Origin of the sequence: Sporosarcina luteola (assembly GCF_023715535.1) — a bacterium.
In the GTDB taxonomy this organism is placed as follows: domain Bacteria; phylum Bacillota; class Bacilli; order Bacillales_A; family Planococcaceae; genus Sporosarcina; species Sporosarcina luteola_B.
In genome coordinates, this window is the sequence record NZ_JAMBOI010000012.1 from 64,399 (window position 1) to 82,497 (window position 18,099).

The following is an 18,099-nucleotide window of genomic DNA, read 5'->3' on the forward strand; positions in this document are numbered from 1 at the left end:
TTATTCCTCCGTCACTTATCATTCAGCGCAGTCACGCCAGGTAATTCTTTTCCTTCCATGAATTCCAATGACGCGCCACCACCTGTTGACACATGATCCATTTTATCCGCAACGTCGAACTTTTCGACAGCTGCAGCGGAATCCCCACCGCCGATCACTGTGTATGCTTCCGTTTCAGCCATCGCTAATGCTACTTTCTTCGTGCCCGCAGCGAACGGTTCCATTTCGAAAACTCCCATCGGTCCATTCCAAAGGATGAGCTTGGAATTCCTGATGACATCCGCATACAGTTCAGCTGTTTCAGGACCGATATCAAGTCCCATCCAACCTTCCGGGATTTCGTCGATCTTGACTGTTTTCACATTCGCACTTTCGGAAAACGCATCCGCCACTACCGCATCGATCGGTAAATGGAGTTTGACGTTCTTTTCCTTTGCTTTTTGAATAAATGATTTCGCTAGCTCGATTTTATCTTCTTCGACTAACGAATTGCCTGTTTCATACCCTTGCGCTCGCGTGAACGTATAGGAAAGGCCGCCACCGATCAATAAATGATCCACATTATCCAACAGATTATCAATGACACCGATCTTGTCCTTCACTTTCGCGCCGCCGATAATCGCTGTGAACGGCCGCTCCGGATTTGACAACGCTTTCCCGAGGACTTCCAATTCCTTTTCTAGAAGGAATCCGCTTACAGCTGGAATGAACTCAGCGATGCCCGCTGTGGAAGCGTGTGCACGATGCGCCGCACCGAATGCATCGTTGACGAACACATCTGCCAGGTCCGCGAAATTTTTCGCGAGCTCGGGATCATTCTTTTCTTCCCCAGCGTGGAATCTGACGTTTTCCAGAAGAATGATGTCGCCTGCCTTCATGTCGGCAACCGCTTGTTCCACTTCTTCCCCGATGGAAGCATCAAGCTTCTTCACGTTTTTCCCAAGGAGCTCCGATAATCTTGCCCCGGCCGCTGTGAGGCGCATGTCTTCGTTCACTTCACCTTTTGGCCTTCCAAGATGGCTGGCGAGAATGACCTTTGCGCCTTTTTCCGCCATGAATTCAATTGTCGGAACAGCAGCACGGATTCTTGTATCATCCGTAACTTCACCGTTTTCCATCGGCACATTGAAATCGACACGGCAAAATACGCGCTTCCCGTTCAGTTCAATATCTTTGATCGTTTGTTTGGCTATCATGTAAACCGCACCCCTCTAAGAAAATTGAGCGCCAGAAACGGCGGGGAATATAAAAAAAAGGAACGGGTCTCTCCGTTCCTCCTACCCATCTATCTATTATAATGGGTCGCCATAAGAATGGCTATGTTTTAGACAATGGTCGTGCTTAGATGCCCTTACTATTCATGTATAGAGCCAAGTCGATGCAACGAGCAGAGTATCCTGTTTCATTGTCATACCATGCGATGACCTTCACCATATTGTTGTCCAATACCATTGTCGAAAGCCCATCGACTGTAGAAGATGCTGTATTTCCGTTGTAGTCCGTAGAGACGAGCGGAATTTCATTATAGTAAAGGATGCCCTTCAATTCATTTTCAGAAGCCTTTTTCAATGCGGCATTCACATCTTCCACAGTCACTTCTGTACCAAGTTCAGCAACGAAATCGACGAGGGATACGTTCGGCGTTGGAACACGGACTGCCATGCCATCCAATTTCCCTTTCAATTCCGGAATAACTTTTGTCACTGCTGAAGCGGCGCCTGTCGTTGTAGGAATCATCGACTCAGCAGCTGCACGCGCGCGTCGATAGTCGGAATGCGGCAGGTCCAGAATACGTTGGTCATTCGTGTATGAATGAACTGTCGTCATCATGCCCTTGTTAATACCGAATTTATCCTGTAACACCTTAACGACGGGCGCAAGGCAATTCGTCGTGCAGGAAGCATTGGAAACGATGTTGTCGTTTTCCGGATCATAGGACTCTTCATTCACACCCATAACGAGCGTTTTCATATCCCCTTTTGCCGGTGCCGATAAGATAACTTTTTTCGCACCCGCTTCGATATGCTTCATCAATGCTTTTTCATCCCGGAATACGCCTGTCGCTTCGATGACGACATCGACATCCAATTCACCCCACGGCAAATTTGAAGGATCCTTTTCAGCGTACACTTTTATTTTCTTGCCATCGACTACAAGATGATCTTCCTCTGAACCGACTTCAGCGTCAAAAATTCCGTGCACCGAATCATACTTCAGAAGATGTGCAAGCATTTGTGCATCCGTCAAATCGTTTACTGCAACGATTTCGATTTCATCATGCTTACTCGCTTCCCTCATCACAACTCTTCCAATACGTCCAAATCCATTAATAGCCATTTTAATTGTCAATTCCATTACCTCCTATGATTGGTTTCAGTTATTTACTTTATTCGTTCATGTTAACCTTCCAATTTTTCAAGCATGGTATGTGCTGCTCCTTCATCGGTGACAAGGATCGTCTGGCGGGGAGCGCCTGCCATATAAGACAGGATTGCTTCTGCTTTGCTTTTGCCGCCCGCAACAGAGATGATGAGCGGCACCTTTTCCAGCTGCTCCGTCTGGATGCCAACCGTTCTGATTCGATGGACGACTTTGCCTTCTTCATCAAAGTAATAGCCGAACGCTTCACCTTTCGCCCCTTGTTCACGCAGAAGATGACATTCGTTCTCGGGCGTGTTCCGCAAGTCCGCCATCCGGAGTGCATCCCCGATTCCATGCAGGACGCAATCCGTCTTCTCGTAGAGCTCCACCATCTGGATCGCAGTAGGCTCCCGTTTGAATACTTCATGCGCTTCTACACTAAGCGACTCGGGGTAGTAAAATGAGCTGTACGTACCCCCGCTTGCTTCTGCGAATGAGGCGGCGATGACGTTCGCCTGCAATCCGATATCCTCGCCGACCCCTCCCCTTGCAGCAATGAAGTGCAAACGATCTGCGTTTTCAAGTGAATGGATGTGCCGCGGAATCGCAGCTACCGAGCTGCCGCCAGTCACAGCAATAATATGGCTGTCGCCGATCCGTTTCATGAATTCCGCGGCCGCTTCTTTGCCTATGAGGATTTTCACAGCCGGATTTTCATCGGAATCCCCCGGGACGATTTGTACGCTTCGGATTCCTAATAACTCGCCCAGTTTCCTAGCAATCAGTCCTTGCCCGGTCCATTCGTCACTGATAGGTCTAAGCGATTCGAGGACGGTCGCCCCCTCGCTCGTAATCGTTGCGCCCTCTTTGGCGATTCGTATAAGTCCTTCCGTTCGCAACGATTCCATCAAGTTCCTACATTCCCGCTCCGAAATATCAGCCATCTGGCCAAGCGGCCTTCGTCCAATCGGACCTGCTATTTCAATAAACTTCAAAACTTTGTACCGCTGATGTAATAACTCCATCATTTCCGGCACAAGCTTTCGTTGTGCCTCTATAATTTTCGGGATCAAAGAAAAGCCCCTCTTTCATGATAGGACGAATTCTGCCCACCTATATATTATTTGTCCCACCTAGTGCAAAAAAATATAAATCCTATTACTAGTATATACCCCACCGCCATTAAATTCAAACTTCTTCATCCATTTTGGAATAGATCGATCAAGTCGATATAGCCTATCGAACCGTATAAAAGAACTTCGCCGTCTTTCTCAATGACAGGAATCATCAACATATATTTCTCATGGCTTTCATCGTCTGTCTCGATGTCGATGGTCGACCACGTTAACGGATAGTCCTCCTGAACGAGCTTCATCATCGATTCTGCTTCGTCACATAAATGACAGCCTTTTTTTGTGTAGAATTGTACATGCATGCAGAACACCTCGAATTGCTTTTTCTTTTAGTATAAATGAAAAACAGGCTGTCTACAAAGTCAAAGTCACTACGATCTTCCGTGACAGTCTTCTTGTGTGGAAGTGGGTGTATGATCACTTGCCGGGGTTTATGATCACTCGCCAGGGTTTATGATCAAAAAAGGTGCAGAAAAACGAATCGTTTTTCTACACCTTTGATTTTAGGGACCTTATGGACTGCCCCTTTTTAATTACCAACTACGACCAGCGCCGCCTCCGCCAGTGGATCCACCGCCACCAGAGAAGCCGCCTCCGCCGCCGCCGAAGCCACCGCCACCACCGAAACCACCGCCTCCGCCAAAGGAGCCAGGGAAGAAAATCATCCCACCTCTTCCTCTTCGCCTTCCTCCAGGACCGCCGCCACCTCCGCGACCGCCTCCCATAAAGCGGAATAGCAGATAGATGATGATAAAGATGATGATGGGTGACGGGATGCCAATGCCTGAACCGCCGCCTTGGCCAGCAAGCGTATTCACATCAGCAACTTCTCCATTCCATCCGTATTCTGCCGCAATTTCGTTATAATAAGACTTGTATGCGTTCATAATCGCCATGTCAGGTTGTTCATTTTGCAAGTATGGCACAGCAACTTCATCCATAATCCTGCCGATTTTTCCGTCAGGCAGTGCGCCTTCCAGGCCGTATCCCGGAATCAATCGAAAATGCCGATCGTCATCCGAATTTGGAATGGTAGTCACGATAAGCAAGGCACCGTTTTGCTCATTCTTTTTGCCAAGCTGGTATTCCCTAAACGCTTTGACGGCAAAATCCTCTACCGGCTCATCACCTATACTGGGCAAAGTAAGGACCGCAAGCTCAGCACCTGTCGCCTTATTCAACTGTTGACCTAACCGGTTTAGTTCGGCTTTCTGTTCCGCGGAAAGTATGCCCGCATGATCCTGAATATAGTAATCCGAGAAATTCCATGGCGGGACGTCAGCTGCCAACGCCATTGCCGGCATGATCATGAGACTTAGACATAGAGCGATCATGCATCGGAATGTCCTACGGATCACTTACTGTCATCTCCAAAATCAACTTTCGGTGCTTCATTCGCAGCTGCATCCGCTTTGAAATATTCCTTCTGTTCGAATCCGAATATCGAAGCGACGAGTCTACCTGGAAAACGCTTCGTTTGCCTATTGTAGTCCGCTACGACAGTGTTATAGTCCATTCTTGCGACGCCAATCCGGTTTTCTGTTCCGGCAAGCTCATCCATCAATTGCGTAAAGTTCTGATTCGCTTTCAAATCAGGGTAATTTTCCACAACGACGAGCAATCTGCCAAGTGCATTCGAAAGCTCGGTATCTGCAGCCGCCTGCTCCTCCGGTCCTCTCGCTCCTGCAAGTCTCGCCCGTGCATCGGCTATATCAGCGATCACTTCCTTCTCGTGACTAGCATATCCTTTCACAGTGCTCACTAAGTTGGGAATTAAATCGAGCCTGCGCTGCAATTGATTTTCAACTTGTGCATACGATTCATCGACGTTCTCTTCCAAGTTGACAAATTTGTTGTAACTCGGCACGAACATGATGCCAAGGATAACAAGAATGACAACAATGATGGCGATTGGCCCTAATATTCTTTTCATCTTTTCACTCTCCATTCGATATAGTTGCAATACCCAAGTGGCATCGCGGCTTAAACACGTGGGTTTATATACTATTTATCGTATGACGTGAGAAAAGGTTTCAAACATATTTTTTGTCAGTAACAAAGCGAACGCGGCGGCATTGAACAAGATAAACAAGTGATCCAAAGGTCCCGAAATGACCATATATCTTGGGAAATGATCGATATCCTGCAAAATCAAAAAACCGACTCCACAAACAGAGTCGGCTCTTCGTACTTCTATTATTTCTTCGCGTCCAATTCTTTCATGTCGCTGCGTGTGATGATATGGTCGATTAGACCGTATTCCTTCGCAAGTTCAGCTGTCATGAAGTTATCGCGGTCTGTGTCTTTTGCGATTACTTCAACAGGTTGGCCTGTGCGCTCCGCCAAAATTCCGTTCAATTTCTCACGTAGGAAGAGAATGCGTTTCGCAGCAATTTCAATTTCAGTCGCTTGCCCTTGCGCTCCGCCAAGTGGTTGGTGAATCATCACTTCTGCGTTAGGAAGCGCATAACGTTTCCCTTTTGTTCCTGCTGTCAAAAGGAAAGATCCCATAGATGCAGCCATACCGATGCAGATCGTTTGGATATCCGGCTTGACGAATTGCATCGTATCATAGATCGCCATACCCGCTGTAATGCTACCACCCGGGCTATTAATGTAGATGGAAATGTCTTTCTCTGGATCTTCTGCTTCTAGGAAAAGTAACTGTGCAACAATCGAGTTTGCGACGTTGTCGTCGATTGCGCTTCCCAGCATGATAATGCGGTCTTTCAATAAACGGGAGTAGATATCATAAGCACGTTCTCCACGGTTCGTTTGCTCAATAACTGTAGGTATTAAATTCATCTTATTTCCTCCTTATGAATGGGTCAGGATTTTCGTTCTGCTGAAACCAGTTGTTTCAACTGTACTTCTATCATACATATTATGGTCAATAAAGGTCAAATATAACGCTTTTAAATTAGTTGTTGCATTCATACCACTTATTTAGTACAATTAATCTTGTCTGTTACTGACAAGTCCTCGTGGTGCAATGGATAGCACGCAAGCCTCCGAAGCTTGAAATGTGGGTTCGACTCCCGCCGAGGGCATAATAGAGTTGATAAATAAGCCTGTAAACATGTAGTCATGTTTACGGCTTTTTTTATTGTTCAGCCGTCTCCTATCTTCATAGAGAAACGGCTGTCTTCATATTAATTTTCCTTCTCAACTAGTGCTGTAAGAGTTTCAATTGCTTGTTCTTCGTCGACGCCTTCTGCGATCAATGTCACTTCAGCGCCTCTTGCAATTGCCAAACTCATGACACCCATGATGCTTTTCGCGTTCACTTGACGTTCATCCCTTTTCAGAAAGACGTCAGACGTAAAGCGATTTGCTTCTTGCACGAAAAGCGCAGCTTGCCGTGCTTGTAATCCTGTCTTCATTTTCACTTCAACCAGTTTTTCTGCCATAGTATTCGACTCCTTCCTCATGCGTTATCTACCTTTCTCAACGGCTTACAATTCCTCCGCTGCGAAGATTTTCCGCAATCTCTTCGATTTTCCGAAGACGATGATTCACTCCGGACTTGCTAACCGTGCCACCGCTCACCATTTCTCCAAGCTCTTTTAACGTGACATCCTGATTTTCGATGCGCAGCGACGCGATCTCTTGTAAACGATCTGGCAATTGATCCAGCCCGATTGTGCTCTGGATGAATTTAATATTCTCCACTTGCCGTTGTGCCGCTCCAATCGTCTTATTCATATTGGCGGTTTCACAATTGACAAGCCGGTTGACGCTGTTCCGCATGTCCCGTAAAATCCGGACATCCTCGAATTTCATCAAGGATACGTGCGCTCCGATCAATCCCAGGAAGTCCGAGATTTTCTCTGCTTCTTTCAAATAGGCAATGAAGCCTTTCTTCCGTTCGATCGATTTTGCATTCAAGTGGAATTTGTTCATCAAATCCACTAACGCTTCGCTATGCTCTTTATAAAAAGAGAAGATCTCTAAATGATAGGAGGAAGTTTCGGGATTGTTTACAGATCCGCCTGCGAGGAATGCTCCACGCAAATAGGATCTTTGGCAGCATTTCTTTTTCACCAATTGCTCCACAATCTCGTTCTTAAATTGAAAGGTTCCTGTCAGTATATACAAGTCTTCCAATAAATGCTTCGCTCCGTCGCGGATTCGGCATATGTAGACATTGTTCTTTTTCAGGCGCATTTTTTTTCGGACGAGCAACTCGACTTTATACGGATACAATCGCTTGATGTTTGAATAAAGTCTTCTCGCGATTGCCGCGTTTTCTGTCTGTACGTCGAGGCTCAATTGTTTATTTGAAAACGATAAGGCACCGTTCATCCTGATAAAGGCGGCGATTTCCGCTTTCACACAGCATTCCTTGGAATCGATTTGCGTCAATTCTTTTTTCACTTCAGATGCAAAAGACATGATTTTCCCCCTCTCTCTCGGCGATGATCAGGTCTCCTCGCTAACGATGGTACCTTCCATATAACCCATGATCCACGATGCAACTTTACCTGCATCATGTATGATTCTTCCGTCCGCAACAGTCGAAAAGTCCCCTAGGACGATTGTGGGGACGAGCAATTGCAATGCTTCGATGTCATTTTCTACAGGAACCTGGATATCTGAAGGCGCATCCCCGTTAAATAACGTCTGGAAATCCGTCTTGTTCAACAACACTGTGTCAATGAATTGACTGCCTGCATGATCATATAACGCCTTCACATGCTCGGATGCCGTGTATTGGTACGTTTCGCCTTCCTGCGTCGTCAAGTTATTGATGTATACCTTCTTCGCTTCGGATGCAAGGACGGCATTACGGATGTCACTTACAAGTATCGTCGGCAAAATGCTCGTATATAAGCTCCCAGGTCCAAAAATGATCAAGTCCGCCTCTTTGATGACCTCTACCGTTTCCGGCAAAGGTTCGACCTCTTGGGGAGACACATAGACTTTCCGGATTTTGCGTCCATACACCGGGATTTTAGACTCACCGGTTACAATTGTGCCATCATCGAGCTCAGCATGCAAGGTGATCTTTTGGTTTGCAGCCGGCAACACTTTTCCCTTAATATTCAAAACTTGGCCCATTTTTTCTACAGCGCGCGCAAAATCACCTGTAATGTCCGTCAGGGCGGCAAGCATGAGGTTGCCTAGCGAGTGCCCTTTCAAATCGTCCGAGTTGGAAAATCGATATTGGAACATTTTCTCAATCAACGGCTCGACATCTGAAAGCGCTGCCATCACTTGACGGATATCTCCGGGCGGCGGGATATTGTACTGATCCAACAGCCTCCCGGAGCTGCCCCCGTCGTCCGCGACCGTAACGATCGCGGTGAGATCGACTGGATAGGCCTTTAATCCCCGAAGCAACGTGGACAATCCTGTCCCGCCGCCAAACACGACAATTTTTTTCTTTTTCCCGGATTGCAACATAGTGTCAACCCTTTCTCTTCTCTACATCCCGATGGGTAATCAACGTCTTGTATTCTTCTTTAAAACGGTTTCCGAAGTATTCAGCGAGCGAAACGGACCGATGTTGACCGCCGGTGCAGCCGAAAGCGACGACCACTTGGGATTTTCCTTCATTCTTATATTGAGGAATAATGAATTTGAACAGATCTGTCAATTTTTCGATCAGCACTTGTGTATCATTCCATTTTAACACATACTCATATACTTCTTTCTGTAAACCGGTCAACGGTTTCAGGTCTTCGATATAATAGGGGTTCGGTAAAAAACGAACGTCAAAGACGACGTCAGCATCAATCGGCATGCCATGCTTGAAACCGAAAGAAATGAAGTTCAGGGTGAATGAGGTGTCTCCCGTAGAGGAGAATTCCGACATGATCTTTTCCCTTAACTCCCGCGGCTTCAATTTGGATGTGTTGTAGATGGAACGGGCACGGCCTCTCAGCTCAGATAAGAGGTTCCGTTCTTTGCGGATGCCTGTGAGCGGCAGTCCGCCTTCTGCGAGTGGGTGGGACCTTCTCGTTTCCTTGTACCGCCTGACGAGCGTCTCATCGTCCGCATCCAAGAATAGCAGCTTCGTCGATACGCCTTCCATTTTCAGCAAGTTATCCAATGCTCCGATCAAGGCGTCAAACAGGTCGCCCCCTCGTGTATCCATGACAGCGGCAATCCGCCTCATCTTGTTTTCGGATTTCATCATCAAATCCAGAAAAGTGACGAGCAGCTCAGGAGGCAGATTATCGATGCAATAGAACCCAAGGTCTTCGAAACTCTGCATGGCAACTGTTTTCCCGGCCCCTGACATACCAGTGATGATAACTAATTCGACATCGCTGTTCGGCAATTCATTCTCCATTAATCCTGGTCACCTTCCATTGATTTTTGTATGTGTTCATCCAACAGTTCAAACTCTTCTGTATAATAGAATGTACCATATTGCACGCCCATTTGGGAGACTGCAAATAATAAATTCGTTCGGTCTCCTTCCGCCATCGGAAGTATCTTCAGGCTTTCGACAGGATGCCATTCGAGCAGGCCTTCCCTGTTTGATTCATAAGGAGTGCCTAGTAGATCCCGCGCAACGAACGTGTACAGCATCCATTCGTTCAGTAATTCTTTTGTTTCCTTATCTACGATCATCATTGTGTAGATGCCTTTAATATGCGGTTGGACGGGGGTTGCTCCGGTTTCTTCCTCGAACTCCCGGATGGCGGCATCGTAAATCGATTCACCCGGATCCATCTTGCCACCCGGCGCCACGTACCAGTCCCGTCTCGGTTTTTTCAATAATAGCACTTGGTTGTCTTTTACTACTAATAAATTTGCGATTCTCTGCATGACCATTTCCTCACTTCTATCAATGCGCTAATTCCCATTATACAATGTTTTGAAAGCAAACGACAAAAAAAGAAGACCACCTGCCGTTTGAAGGGCAGATCGTCTTTAAAATGTTGCTATATTAAAAAGGGGGGTCAATTGATATTCTTATCATAACCTTTTTGTATTGCAGTTCGATTACAACAACATTAAGGATACATTAAGCTTTTTTCAACCCTATAAGATCAAACCTCAGCAGCCATTTTTTCTTCGAGCTCTTCGATGTATTTCTGGCATGCTTGTGCTGCGATGCTGCCGTCTCCAGTAGCTGTGACGACTTGGCGAAGCGTTTTTTGGCGGACGTCGCCGGCTGCGTAGATGCCAGGCACTGACGTTTCCATTTCTTCGTTCGTTACGATATAGCCGTGATCATCCAAGATGCCTAAGCCTTTGAATGGGGCTGTCAACGGATCCATGCCGATATAGACGAACATGCCTTCCGTATCCATGACCGTTTCAGTGCCGTCCACTGTAGAGACGAGTGTCACTGAGCCGATTTTGCCATCTTTTTCGTTCACTTGCTTGACAGTCGAATTCCAGATGAAGTCGATCTTGTCGTTTGCAAACGCACGGTCCTGAAGGATTTTCTGTGCGCGGAGTTCATCGCGTCGGTGAATAATCGTCACTTTATTTGCAAAGCGCGTCAAGTATCCACCTTCTTCGACTGCAGAATCGCCGCCGCCGATGACAACAATTTCTCTGCCTTTAAAGAAGGCTCCGTCACAAACTGCGCAATAGCTGACGCCGCGGCCAGTCAGTTCCTTCTCACCCGGCACGCCCATTTTTCTATACTCGGCGCCCGTTGTAATGATAATGGCTCGAGCTTTATATTCTTTCTTGCCCGCTTTAATAATCTTCACATTGCCTTCATCTATAATTTCGGTTACGTCGCCATAGGCATATTCCGCGCCGAAAGCTTTCGCATGTTCAAACATTTTTGTCGAAAGATCGGGACCGAGGATTGTTTCAAATCCCGGATAGTTCTCAATCTCTTCCGTGTTTGCCATTTGGCCGCCCGGGATGCCGCGCTCCAACATTAACGTCGAAAGACTCCCTCTGGACGTGTAAACCGCAGCAGTCATTCCAGCCGGACCTGCACCAATGATGATGACGTCGTATATTTTCTCGGTAGTCATACATTATCCTCCTCCAGTACATATACCACTGTCCAAATCGTATAAGATTCCGTGGAGCCAATCAATATATATGCCTACACGATCATGGGTTGCACTTACACATTGAACTGAGGCAAAAACTCGATCAGCTCGCTGACATATTTCGTTAATGTAGGCACAGATATGCCGTAATTTTTGGCTATGGAGTTTTTTGTAACCCCTTTATATCGGGAAGATTGGAACATATAATCTGCCGCTGCCGCCAATGCTGCAGGATTCCTGAATGGATAGGAGCGCATGAGACCTACTTCACAAAGGGTGAACCACATTTGAAAAAGATGGGTCCCTTGCCGCTCTAACGGCTTATACTTTTCATAAAGCAATTCCGTCGTTTCCAGGGCGCGCATGAAGGAATGATCAAACGCATTTTCCGTTGTGAATTCATAGTCGAGACTGTGCGCCAAAAACAATTGCTCAATGACACTTAGTTTATCGAGATCGATATACGTAGGATGTGAAATGATCTCCTGTTTATGTGCGGATTTCCCTAACAAATAAAACCCTAACAGTCTTTCACTTCTATACTTATTCGTAATTTTGCTTAATAAAAATTCACGGTCCTGTTCATAGGACTCCGGTTTCGCAGACGGATGCACGTCTTTCCACGGTTCAAAGCCAGCCTTGGTCGGATCCAGTTCAACAAGCTTTTCATACGATTCCTTCGCCGCTTGTTCCTGACCTGAAAAATAAGCGGAATGCGCAAGCCAGAAGTAATAGCCTGCATCCCCTTCAAAGCCCCGTTTCTGCAAACTTCTAAGCCAACCGTACGCTTCCTTATGCTTTCCGACCAATGCAAATGTAGCCCCTAATTTATAGCGGTGCACAAATTGATAAGGTTTTATTTTCATGAGGAGTTCGAGCATTGCGTCCAATTCCTCTTTATCTTTCTCATAATAATAAAAGACGGCGAGATTGCACAATGCATGAAGATTCCCTTTGTCTTTAGCGAGCACATCAGCCAGCAATTCCTTCGCAGGCTCGATTTTGCCGATATAAAAATAGGCGAGAGCAAGGTTATTATGAGCGGCCCAAAAATCAGGATAATCGACGATGATCGACTCCAAAATTTCAATTGCCTCTTCAAACCCGCCTTCTTCCATAAGTCTTCTAGCTTTCTCCTGAAGAAAATACACTTCACCATCCGGTATTTCCTCTTCACTGAAAAAGCCTTCCTCCTGTTCCGCAAAATCGATGATTTCCATCGAATCATCGGCCAGAGGTCCATCGGGGGCTAGGGCTATATACTTTTCCGCATAAATCTTCGCGTCACGAAGAAGGCCCAGATGAGCATGGACTTCCGCCAAATAAAAGATGATATCCTCTTCTTCCGGATCGAGACCATGCGCTGCCGCCAAAATTTCATACGCTTCCTCAAACATGCCTTCTTCCATGATGAGAATGCCATACTGCATAAGGATGAGTGGATCATTCGGGCTCAGTTCAACCGCCCGCTGCAAGTATTTATGGGCATCATCAAAGCGTTCCCGCTGCATAGCTTTAACGCCTTTCTGATAGTAGAATTCACCGTCCGGGATAAAAGAAATGACTTTCTTATCTATGTTCCTATACTTTTTGTCCAATCAAATTCCTCCGAAAAAAATTAGAAGGAACGCTTACACGTTCCTCCAATCAGTTGGCTTCATTATATCATAACTTCTAGTTCCGTCATCCTATTTCTTGTCAATATCCGATTGTTGGGAAGCTCTTCGACGCTCCTCCAATTGTTCGGCCGTGTATATGATCCGTACCGGATTACCGCCTGCCATGGCGCCTGCAGGAATATCCCGGTTGACAAGCGAAGCCGCCGATACGATTGCACCATCCCCGATTTCCACGCCGGGAAGGATTGTCGTATTCGCACCGATCATCACACGGTCGCCGATGACAACATCGCCGATCCGGTATTCTTCTATCAGATACTCATGAGCGAGAATCGTCGTATTGAAACCGATAATCGAATTGTTGCCGACCGTAATCCGCTCGGGAAACATTGTATCGGGCATGACCATCAATGCGAATGAAGTTTTTTCACCTATCTTCATTCCAAGAAACGTCCGATAGATGAAATTCTTCAACGGAATGAAAGGCGTGTATCGCCCGATTTGGATGAAGATGAAGTTCTTCGCTACTTTGAAAAACGAAACAGTCTTATATATATGCCAAAGGGAGTTCGCGTTTCCTCCGGCAGGATATCGCTCCGTCCGTCTCAAGCTTCGACTCCGGCTGTAATCTTCAACAGGTCCGATATATGCTGCAAAACAAAATCTGGTTCCTGCTCACGGATGAACTTCTCGCCTTTTGCCGACCAAGCAACTCCGGCCGTGCGAACTCCGGCATTCTTCCCTCCGAGAATATCGTGGACATTATCGCCGATCATCAACGTTTCTGCGGGAGTCGAATTCAATCGCTCCATTGCCAGAAGCAACGGTTCCGGATGAGGCTTCGCGTGCTGCACATCATCTAACCCGACGACCGTATCGAACAGATCTTCAGCCTCCATGAGCCGTAAACCTTTCATGATCATATCATTTCGTTTCGTTGATACGATGGCCATTTTGTACCCTGAACTTTTCAACTGCCGCAATGTTTCGCTCACCCCATCGAATTCAGAGGCGAAAGCGTCGTGATTGGCAATATTCCACGTGCGATATTCAGCGATCAGTCGTTCCGAATTTTCAGGGTCGATACTATCAAACGTTTCCTTCAGCGTCGGCCCAAGGAACGGGAGGATGTCTTCCCTCTCGTACTTTCCCGGATAATGAGAGTTCAAAACCGTTTGGAATGTCTGGATGATCAGCTCATTCGTATCGAGCAAAGTTCCGTCGAAATCAAATAACAATGTTGTAATTTTATCCATCGAGAATGGTAACCTCCTTCTCTCTTTTCCGTTCTGCCTGTTTCCAAATGTAAGCGACCACAATCGTCAACACGAATGCAGTAACGAGACGGATGATGAGCAGCGGCAGGATCGGAATGCCTAAAGGTACAAAAATGAGCGTATCTTCAACGACAGCATGACAGGCAATGAGGAAAATGAAAGCGAGCGTTGCGTCCTTTTTGCTGACGCCATCTTCCTGAACCGCTTGGATCATGACGCCTGCACCGTATGCAAGACCGATGACTAGGCCTGCGACAAGCGTCATCGAAGCGTTCGGCTGTACGCCGATCACCTTCGTAAATGGTGCCAGTTTCTCCGAAAACTTCTGCAAATAGTTGCGGTCTTTCAAAAACTGGACGACGATCATAAGCGGAATGACGATAAGCGCCAGCTGCAATACGCCAAACGACGCTTTCTGTAGACCGAGCAATCCGATTTCCAGCCATCCATCCGGAACAGCAGTCACTTCAGGCGCCATGCCGTAATGTGCTATTTCACTGCCGCCCTTCCAGAATAAATTGATAATGATGCCCGAGAACGCCGCCAAACCGAATCGCACAACGAGCACAATCCATAATTTGACTCCCACCTTCAAAGCGACTCCCGTCTCAATGAACATATTATGTGCAAAACTGAGCATTACAGCCAAAATGAATACTTCCTTGACAGTCAGCTCGAGTGAGAGGATTCCGGCGATTCCTGCGTATAAATTCAATGCATTGCCGAGCACTAACGGAATCGCGGCTTCCCCGCTTAATCCGAACAACCCCATGAAAGGCGAGATCAATTTGACTAGCCACGGCAAAACAGGTGTATGTTGCAAAATGACAACTAGGACAGTGATCGGGAAAATGATCTTCCCTAACGTCCACGTCGTCTTTAATCCAGCTTTCAACCCATTTCGAAGCGTCTGCATTTCCCCATCCCTCTTCTATATATCTTGATAGTCCACGTTGACTTTCTTAATGAACCTTCTCCAAATGAATAATGAAACTGAAAATACGATTGCGATGATCGACACGATCTGTGCAGCACGAAGATCGCCGCCGTACAAACTGTCCGTCCTCATCCCTTCGATGAAGAATCTCCCTATTGAATACCACGTCAGATAGAAAAAGAACATTTCGCCCCGCTTCAATCGGACCCTTCGTAAAAGCAGAATAATAATGAGGCCGACGACATTCCATAACGATTCATAGAGGAATGTCGGATGATACGTTACGCCGTTAATCGTCATTTGGTTCATGATCCAATCGGGAATCCACGTGTTTTTCAGAAATGTTTCCGATACAGGACCGCCATGCGCTTCCTGATTAATGAAGTTTCCCCATCGCCCGATGATTTGACCGATCAATAAGCCCGGCGCAGCAATGTCCACCACTTTCCAGAATGATACGCCACGGATTTTCGTGTAAACATATGTCGTTAAAAAGGCTCCAATCAACGCTCCATGGATGGCAATGCCACCTTCCCATATTTTGATGGCATCAATCGGGTTATCCTTATAGGAGTCCCACGTAAATATGACATAGTAGATTCTTGCGCTTATGATGGATAACGGCACCGCCCATATGAGCAGATCCGTTAAGAAATCCGGATGCATCCCACGTTTCACCATTTCTTTTTGTACGACAAGGAATGCAAGGATGATGCCGGTTGTGATTAGTATTCCATACCACCGTATATCTATTGGCCCCAGACTGAAGGCCGTCGGATCAATCGTTAGTAAATCGAACATTAGTTTACTCTATCCCCTCTACTTCAGAATTCCCTGCCTCTTGGCTGATCGCCAAATCAAGCTTTTTTGAAAACGCTTCCGCTGCATTAATACCCAACCGTTTCATCCGATAATCCATGGCCGCGACTTCAATGATGACTGATAAATTCCGCCCTGGCCTAACGGGTACAGTAAGCTTCGTCAAGTCCGAATCCATGACTTTCATCTTTTCTTCATCGATGCCTAACCGGTCATACACTTTATCCGGATCCCATACTTCCAAATCAATGACCATGAGAATCCGTTTATCATCCTTCACCGCACTTGCACCGAACAACGTCATCATATCAATAATGCCGACACCACGGATTTCAAGCATATGACTCAGAAGCTTCGGTGCATTTCCAATCAAGACGTTCTTCGCCACTTGCCGTATTTCAACAGCATCATCCGCTACGAGACGATGGCCGCGTTTCACAAGCTCCAAAGCAGTTTCGCTCTTTCCTACACCGCTCTTTCCGGTGATCAAAACACCTATCCCGTAGACATCGACAAGCACTCCGTGAACCGTCGTCATCGGAGCCAACTGGCCTTCCAGGAAATTCGTCAACATGCCCGAAAACCGCGTAGTCGGATGCTCGGTCTGCAGCACCGCAATTCCCCGCTCTTCCGCAATTTCCTTAAGTTCAATCGGACATTCGATATTATGCGCGAGGATGAAAGCCGGTGTTTCATTCGTGCAAAGGCGATCCATCCGACTCCAGCGTTCCGCCTCATCCAATTTGTTAAAAAAGGATATTTCCGTTTTGCCGAGCAGTTGAATCCGTGCCGACGTGTAAAAATCGAAATAGCCAGCCATTTCCAGACCTGGCCTGGAGATGTCGCTCGTAAAGATATTCCGTTCAATACCTTTCCCGCCTGCAACAATTTCAAGTCCAAAATGAGTTTGAACGTCTTCCACTGTAACAACCGACATTAGCTCGCCGCCTTTCTATGTTGAACATGCATTCGACCGCTTCACGAAGCGATAAATTTCTGTCAGTTCAAGTATCCCTGAACCCTATTTTACCACGAACGGATTCAATTGAAATGATTTCGTCCGAATTTGTCCACTAATGATGCGAAACAGACTATATAGATGGCGAGGAGGAGATTAGATGGCAACGATCATACTTGATGCAGGTCACGGACCCCTAACCCCAGGAAAACGTTCACCTGACGGAAAGCTATTGGAATACCATTTCAACGCGGAGCTGGCTGAACGGATTCGGCATTATTTGCTTCTGGAAGGGGTCGACGTCTTTTATTCGCATGAAAACAGCCGGGATGTGCCTTTAACGGAGAGGGCTGCAATTGCAAACAAGTTGGATGCAGATGCGTTCGTGTCACTCCACGCCAATGCATTCGGCAACGGTTGGAATGAAGCGCAAGGCATCGAAACGTATATGTTCCCGCAAGCGAGCAAACAAACTGCGGCATTGGTTGAACAGGTGCATCGCTCGCTGATCACAGCTTGCGGACGGAAAGACCGAGGGGTGAAAACCGCAAATTTCGCAGTGTTGAGGGAGACGCGAATGCCGGCAGTATTAGTGGAGTGCGGTTTCATGACGAATCGCGAAGAGGCGGGACTATTGCTCTCGAGTGCGTACCGCGTTCAATGCGCAAGAGCGATTAGCTTCGGTATACTGAATTGGCTCTATCATGAGAAGATCACTTAATCGGCGGCTTGCTTTGAGCGCGGGGACAGGATTCTTGAGCGTGGATCCGATTTCTTGGGCGCGGGAGCAGAATTCTTGAGCGCGGATCCGATTTCTTGAGCGCGGGAGCAGAAATCTTGAGCGCCGATCCGATTTCTTGAGCGCGAGGGCAGAATTTTTGAGTCAAGTCCATTATCTTGTGTAAATTCCCTGTCAATGCTTTCACAAAGTATTACAAAAAATATATTTGGCAATAAACAATATGCCTAGGATCCACTTGCTCGCAACTTTACTTGGAGAGGCGGGCGTGATAGCCTTG

Annotated in this window: 20 protein-coding genes and 1 tRNA gene; 2 read left to right on the forward strand and 19 right to left on the reverse strand. The window is 46.7% G+C overall.

The window, feature by feature from the left end; all coding sequences use genetic code 11:
• Nucleotides 1-11: 11 nt before the first annotated feature.
• From M3191_RS15670 to clpP, 7 genes are all read right to left on the reverse strand, one after another.
• Nucleotides 12-1,196 (reverse strand): phosphoglycerate kinase, encoded by a 1,185-nt coding sequence (locus tag M3191_RS15670; protein ID WP_285853418.1) that lies wholly within the window; start codon nucleotides 1,194-1,196, stop codon nucleotides 12-14.
• Nucleotides 1,197-1,341: 145 nt separating this feature from the next.
• On the reverse strand, nucleotides 1,342-2,349 hold the full coding sequence (gap, locus tag M3191_RS15675; RefSeq protein WP_251701306.1) for a type I glyceraldehyde-3-phosphate dehydrogenase: 1,008 nt from the start codon (nucleotides 2,347-2,349) through the stop codon (nucleotides 1,342-1,344).
• Between the two features lie 50 nt (nucleotides 2,350-2,399).
• Nucleotides 2,400-3,434: a sugar-binding transcriptional regulator gene (locus M3191_RS15680; protein WP_251701307.1), complete on the reverse strand. Its 1,035-nt coding sequence runs from the start codon at nucleotides 3,432-3,434 to the stop codon at nucleotides 2,400-2,402.
• 125 nt (nucleotides 3,435-3,559) lie between these two features.
• Nucleotides 3,560-3,796, reverse strand: coding sequence for a glutaredoxin family protein (locus M3191_RS15685; RefSeq protein ID WP_251701308.1), 237 nt, complete (start codon nucleotides 3,794-3,796; stop codon nucleotides 3,560-3,562).
• A gap of 231 nt (nucleotides 3,797-4,027) precedes the next feature.
• Nucleotides 4,028-4,852, reverse strand: coding sequence for a TPM domain-containing protein (locus tag M3191_RS15690; RefSeq protein WP_251701309.1), 825 nt, complete (start codon nucleotides 4,850-4,852; stop codon nucleotides 4,028-4,030).
• Nucleotides 4,849-5,427, reverse strand: a complete 579-nt coding sequence (locus M3191_RS15695; RefSeq protein ID WP_251701310.1) for a LemA family protein — start codon at nucleotides 5,425-5,427, stop codon at nucleotides 4,849-4,851. Before M3191_RS15695 ends, M3191_RS15690 begins: the two co-directional genes overlap by 4 nt.
• Nucleotides 5,428-5,690: 263 nt before the next feature.
• A complete protein-coding gene (gene clpP / locus M3191_RS15700; RefSeq protein ID WP_251701311.1) occupies nucleotides 5,691-6,299 on the reverse strand; it encodes an ATP-dependent Clp endopeptidase proteolytic subunit ClpP in 609 nt (202 codons plus the stop codon).
• Nucleotides 6,300-6,472: 173 nt separating this feature from the next.
• Between clpP and M3191_RS15705 the strand changes: the two genes are divergently transcribed.
• Nucleotides 6,473-6,544: transfer RNA gene (locus M3191_RS15705), tRNA-Arg, on the forward strand.
• A 102-nt stretch (nucleotides 6,545-6,646) separates the two neighbouring features.
• Here M3191_RS15705 and M3191_RS15710 read toward each other — a convergent pair.
• The 12 genes from M3191_RS15710 to hprK form a co-directional block, all read right to left on the reverse strand.
• Nucleotides 6,647-6,904 carry an HPr family phosphocarrier protein gene (locus M3191_RS15710; protein WP_251696912.1) on the reverse strand — a complete coding sequence of 86 codons (258 nt, stop codon included), beginning with the start codon at nucleotides 6,902-6,904 and terminating at the stop codon, nucleotides 6,647-6,649.
• Nucleotides 6,905-6,941: 37 nt separating this feature from the next.
• A complete protein-coding gene (gene whiA, locus M3191_RS15715) occupies nucleotides 6,942-7,889 on the reverse strand; it encodes a DNA-binding protein WhiA (protein WP_251701312.1) in 948 nt (315 codons plus the stop codon).
• A gap of 27 nt (nucleotides 7,890-7,916) precedes the next feature.
• Complete coding sequence (locus M3191_RS15720) at nucleotides 7,917-8,900, reverse strand: gluconeogenesis factor YvcK family protein (RefSeq protein WP_251701313.1); 984 nt, start codon at nucleotides 8,898-8,900, stop codon at nucleotides 7,917-7,919.
• Nucleotides 8,901-8,904: 4 nt separating this feature from the next.
• Nucleotides 8,905-9,792 carry an RNase adapter RapZ gene (gene rapZ / locus M3191_RS15725; RefSeq protein ID WP_251696917.1) on the reverse strand — a complete coding sequence of 296 codons (888 nt, stop codon included), beginning with the start codon at nucleotides 9,790-9,792 and terminating at the stop codon, nucleotides 8,905-8,907.
• Nucleotides 9,792-10,274 carry an NUDIX domain-containing protein gene (locus M3191_RS15730; protein WP_251701314.1) on the reverse strand — a complete coding sequence of 161 codons (483 nt, stop codon included), beginning with the start codon at nucleotides 10,272-10,274 and terminating at the stop codon, nucleotides 9,792-9,794. The genes rapZ and M3191_RS15730 overlap by 1 nt, the downstream gene beginning before the upstream one ends.
• Nucleotides 10,275-10,498: 224 nt before the next feature.
• The gene (trxB, locus tag M3191_RS15735) at nucleotides 10,499-11,449 is read right to left on the reverse strand and encodes a thioredoxin-disulfide reductase (RefSeq protein ID WP_251701315.1); all 951 of its coding nucleotides are present in this window, start codon (nucleotides 11,447-11,449) and stop codon (nucleotides 10,499-10,501) included.
• Nucleotides 11,450-11,544: 95 nt separating this feature from the next.
• Entirely contained in the window at nucleotides 11,545-13,068 is a 1,524-nt protein-coding gene (locus M3191_RS15740; protein ID WP_251701316.1) for a tetratricopeptide repeat protein, read from the reverse strand.
• A gap of 90 nt (nucleotides 13,069-13,158) precedes the next feature.
• Entirely contained in the window at nucleotides 13,159-13,698 is a 540-nt protein-coding gene (locus M3191_RS15745) for an acyltransferase (protein WP_251701317.1), read from the reverse strand.
• Nucleotides 13,695-14,345 carry a pyrophosphatase PpaX gene (gene ppaX, locus M3191_RS15750; RefSeq protein ID WP_251701318.1) on the reverse strand — a complete coding sequence of 217 codons (651 nt, stop codon included), beginning with the start codon at nucleotides 14,343-14,345 and terminating at the stop codon, nucleotides 13,695-13,697. Before ppaX ends, M3191_RS15745 begins: the two co-directional genes overlap by 4 nt.
• Nucleotides 14,338-15,282 (reverse strand): nucleoside recognition domain-containing protein, encoded by a 945-nt coding sequence (locus tag M3191_RS15755; RefSeq protein ID WP_251701319.1) that lies wholly within the window; start codon nucleotides 15,280-15,282, stop codon nucleotides 14,338-14,340. Before M3191_RS15755 ends, ppaX begins: the two co-directional genes overlap by 8 nt.
• Before the next feature lie 15 nt (nucleotides 15,283-15,297).
• Nucleotides 15,298-16,104 carry a prolipoprotein diacylglyceryl transferase gene (gene lgt, locus M3191_RS15760; RefSeq protein WP_251701320.1) on the reverse strand — a complete coding sequence of 269 codons (807 nt, stop codon included), beginning with the start codon at nucleotides 16,102-16,104 and terminating at the stop codon, nucleotides 15,298-15,300.
• A gap of 4 nt (nucleotides 16,105-16,108) precedes the next feature.
• Complete coding sequence (hprK, locus tag M3191_RS15765) at nucleotides 16,109-17,059, reverse strand: HPr(Ser) kinase/phosphatase (protein ID WP_251701321.1); 951 nt, start codon at nucleotides 17,057-17,059, stop codon at nucleotides 16,109-16,111.
• Between the two features lie 181 nt (nucleotides 17,060-17,240).
• On the opposite strand from hprK, the gene M3191_RS15770 reads away from it, so the two are divergent.
• Nucleotides 17,241-17,801: an N-acetylmuramoyl-L-alanine amidase family protein gene (locus M3191_RS15770; RefSeq protein WP_251701322.1), complete on the forward strand. Its 561-nt coding sequence runs from the start codon at nucleotides 17,241-17,243 to the stop codon at nucleotides 17,799-17,801.
• Nucleotides 17,802-18,099 lie beyond the last annotated feature (298 nt).

Excerpts from the sequence above, each read along its gene's own strand:
- M3191_RS15720 (WP_251701313.1), bottom strand. The coding sequence starts at position 8,900 with ATGTTGCAATCCGGGAAAAAGAAAAAAATTGTCGTGTTTGGCGGCGGG.
- M3191_RS15710 (WP_251696912.1), bottom strand. The coding sequence starts at position 6,904 with ATGGCAGAAAAACTGGTTGAAGTGAAAATGAAGACAGGATTACAAGCA.
- M3191_RS15695 (WP_251701310.1), bottom strand. The coding sequence starts at position 5,427 with ATGAAAAGAATATTAGGGCCAATCGCCATCATTGTTGTCATTCTTGTT.
- M3191_RS15755 (WP_251701319.1), bottom strand. The coding sequence starts at position 15,282 with ATGCAGACGCTTCGAAATGGGTTGAAAGCTGGATTAAAGACGACGTGG.
- lgt (WP_251701320.1), bottom strand. The coding sequence starts at position 16,104 with ATGTTCGATTTACTAACGATTGATCCGACGGCCTTCAGTCTGGGGCCA.
- clpP (WP_251701311.1), bottom strand. The coding sequence starts at position 6,299 with ATGAATTTAATACCTACAGTTATTGAGCAAACGAACCGTGGAGAACGT.
- M3191_RS15685 (WP_251701308.1), bottom strand. The coding sequence starts at position 3,796 with ATGCATGTACAATTCTACACAAAAAAAGGCTGTCATTTATGTGACGAA.
- M3191_RS15670 (WP_285853418.1), bottom strand. The coding sequence starts at position 1,196 with ATGATAGCCAAACAAACGATCAAAGATATTGAACTGAACGGGAAGCGC.
- hprK (WP_251701321.1), bottom strand. The coding sequence starts at position 17,059 with ATGTCGGTTGTTACAGTGGAAGACGTTCAAACTCATTTTGGACTTGAA.
- rapZ (WP_251696917.1), bottom strand. The coding sequence starts at position 9,792 with ATGGAGAATGAATTGCCGAACAGCGATGTCGAATTAGTTATCATCACT.
- M3191_RS15730 (WP_251701314.1), bottom strand. The coding sequence starts at position 10,274 with ATGCAGAGAATCGCAAATTTATTAGTAGTAAAAGACAACCAAGTGCTA.
- whiA (WP_251701312.1), bottom strand. The coding sequence starts at position 7,889 with ATGTCTTTTGCATCTGAAGTGAAAAAAGAATTGACGCAAATCGATTCC.
- ppaX (WP_251701318.1), bottom strand. The coding sequence starts at position 14,345 with ATGGATAAAATTACAACATTGTTATTTGATTTCGACGGAACTTTGCTC.
- trxB (WP_251701315.1), bottom strand. The coding sequence starts at position 11,449 with ATGACTACCGAGAAAATATACGACGTCATCATCATTGGTGCAGGTCCG.
- M3191_RS15770 (WP_251701322.1), top strand. The coding sequence starts at position 17,241 with ATGGCAACGATCATACTTGATGCAGGTCACGGACCCCTAACCCCAGGA.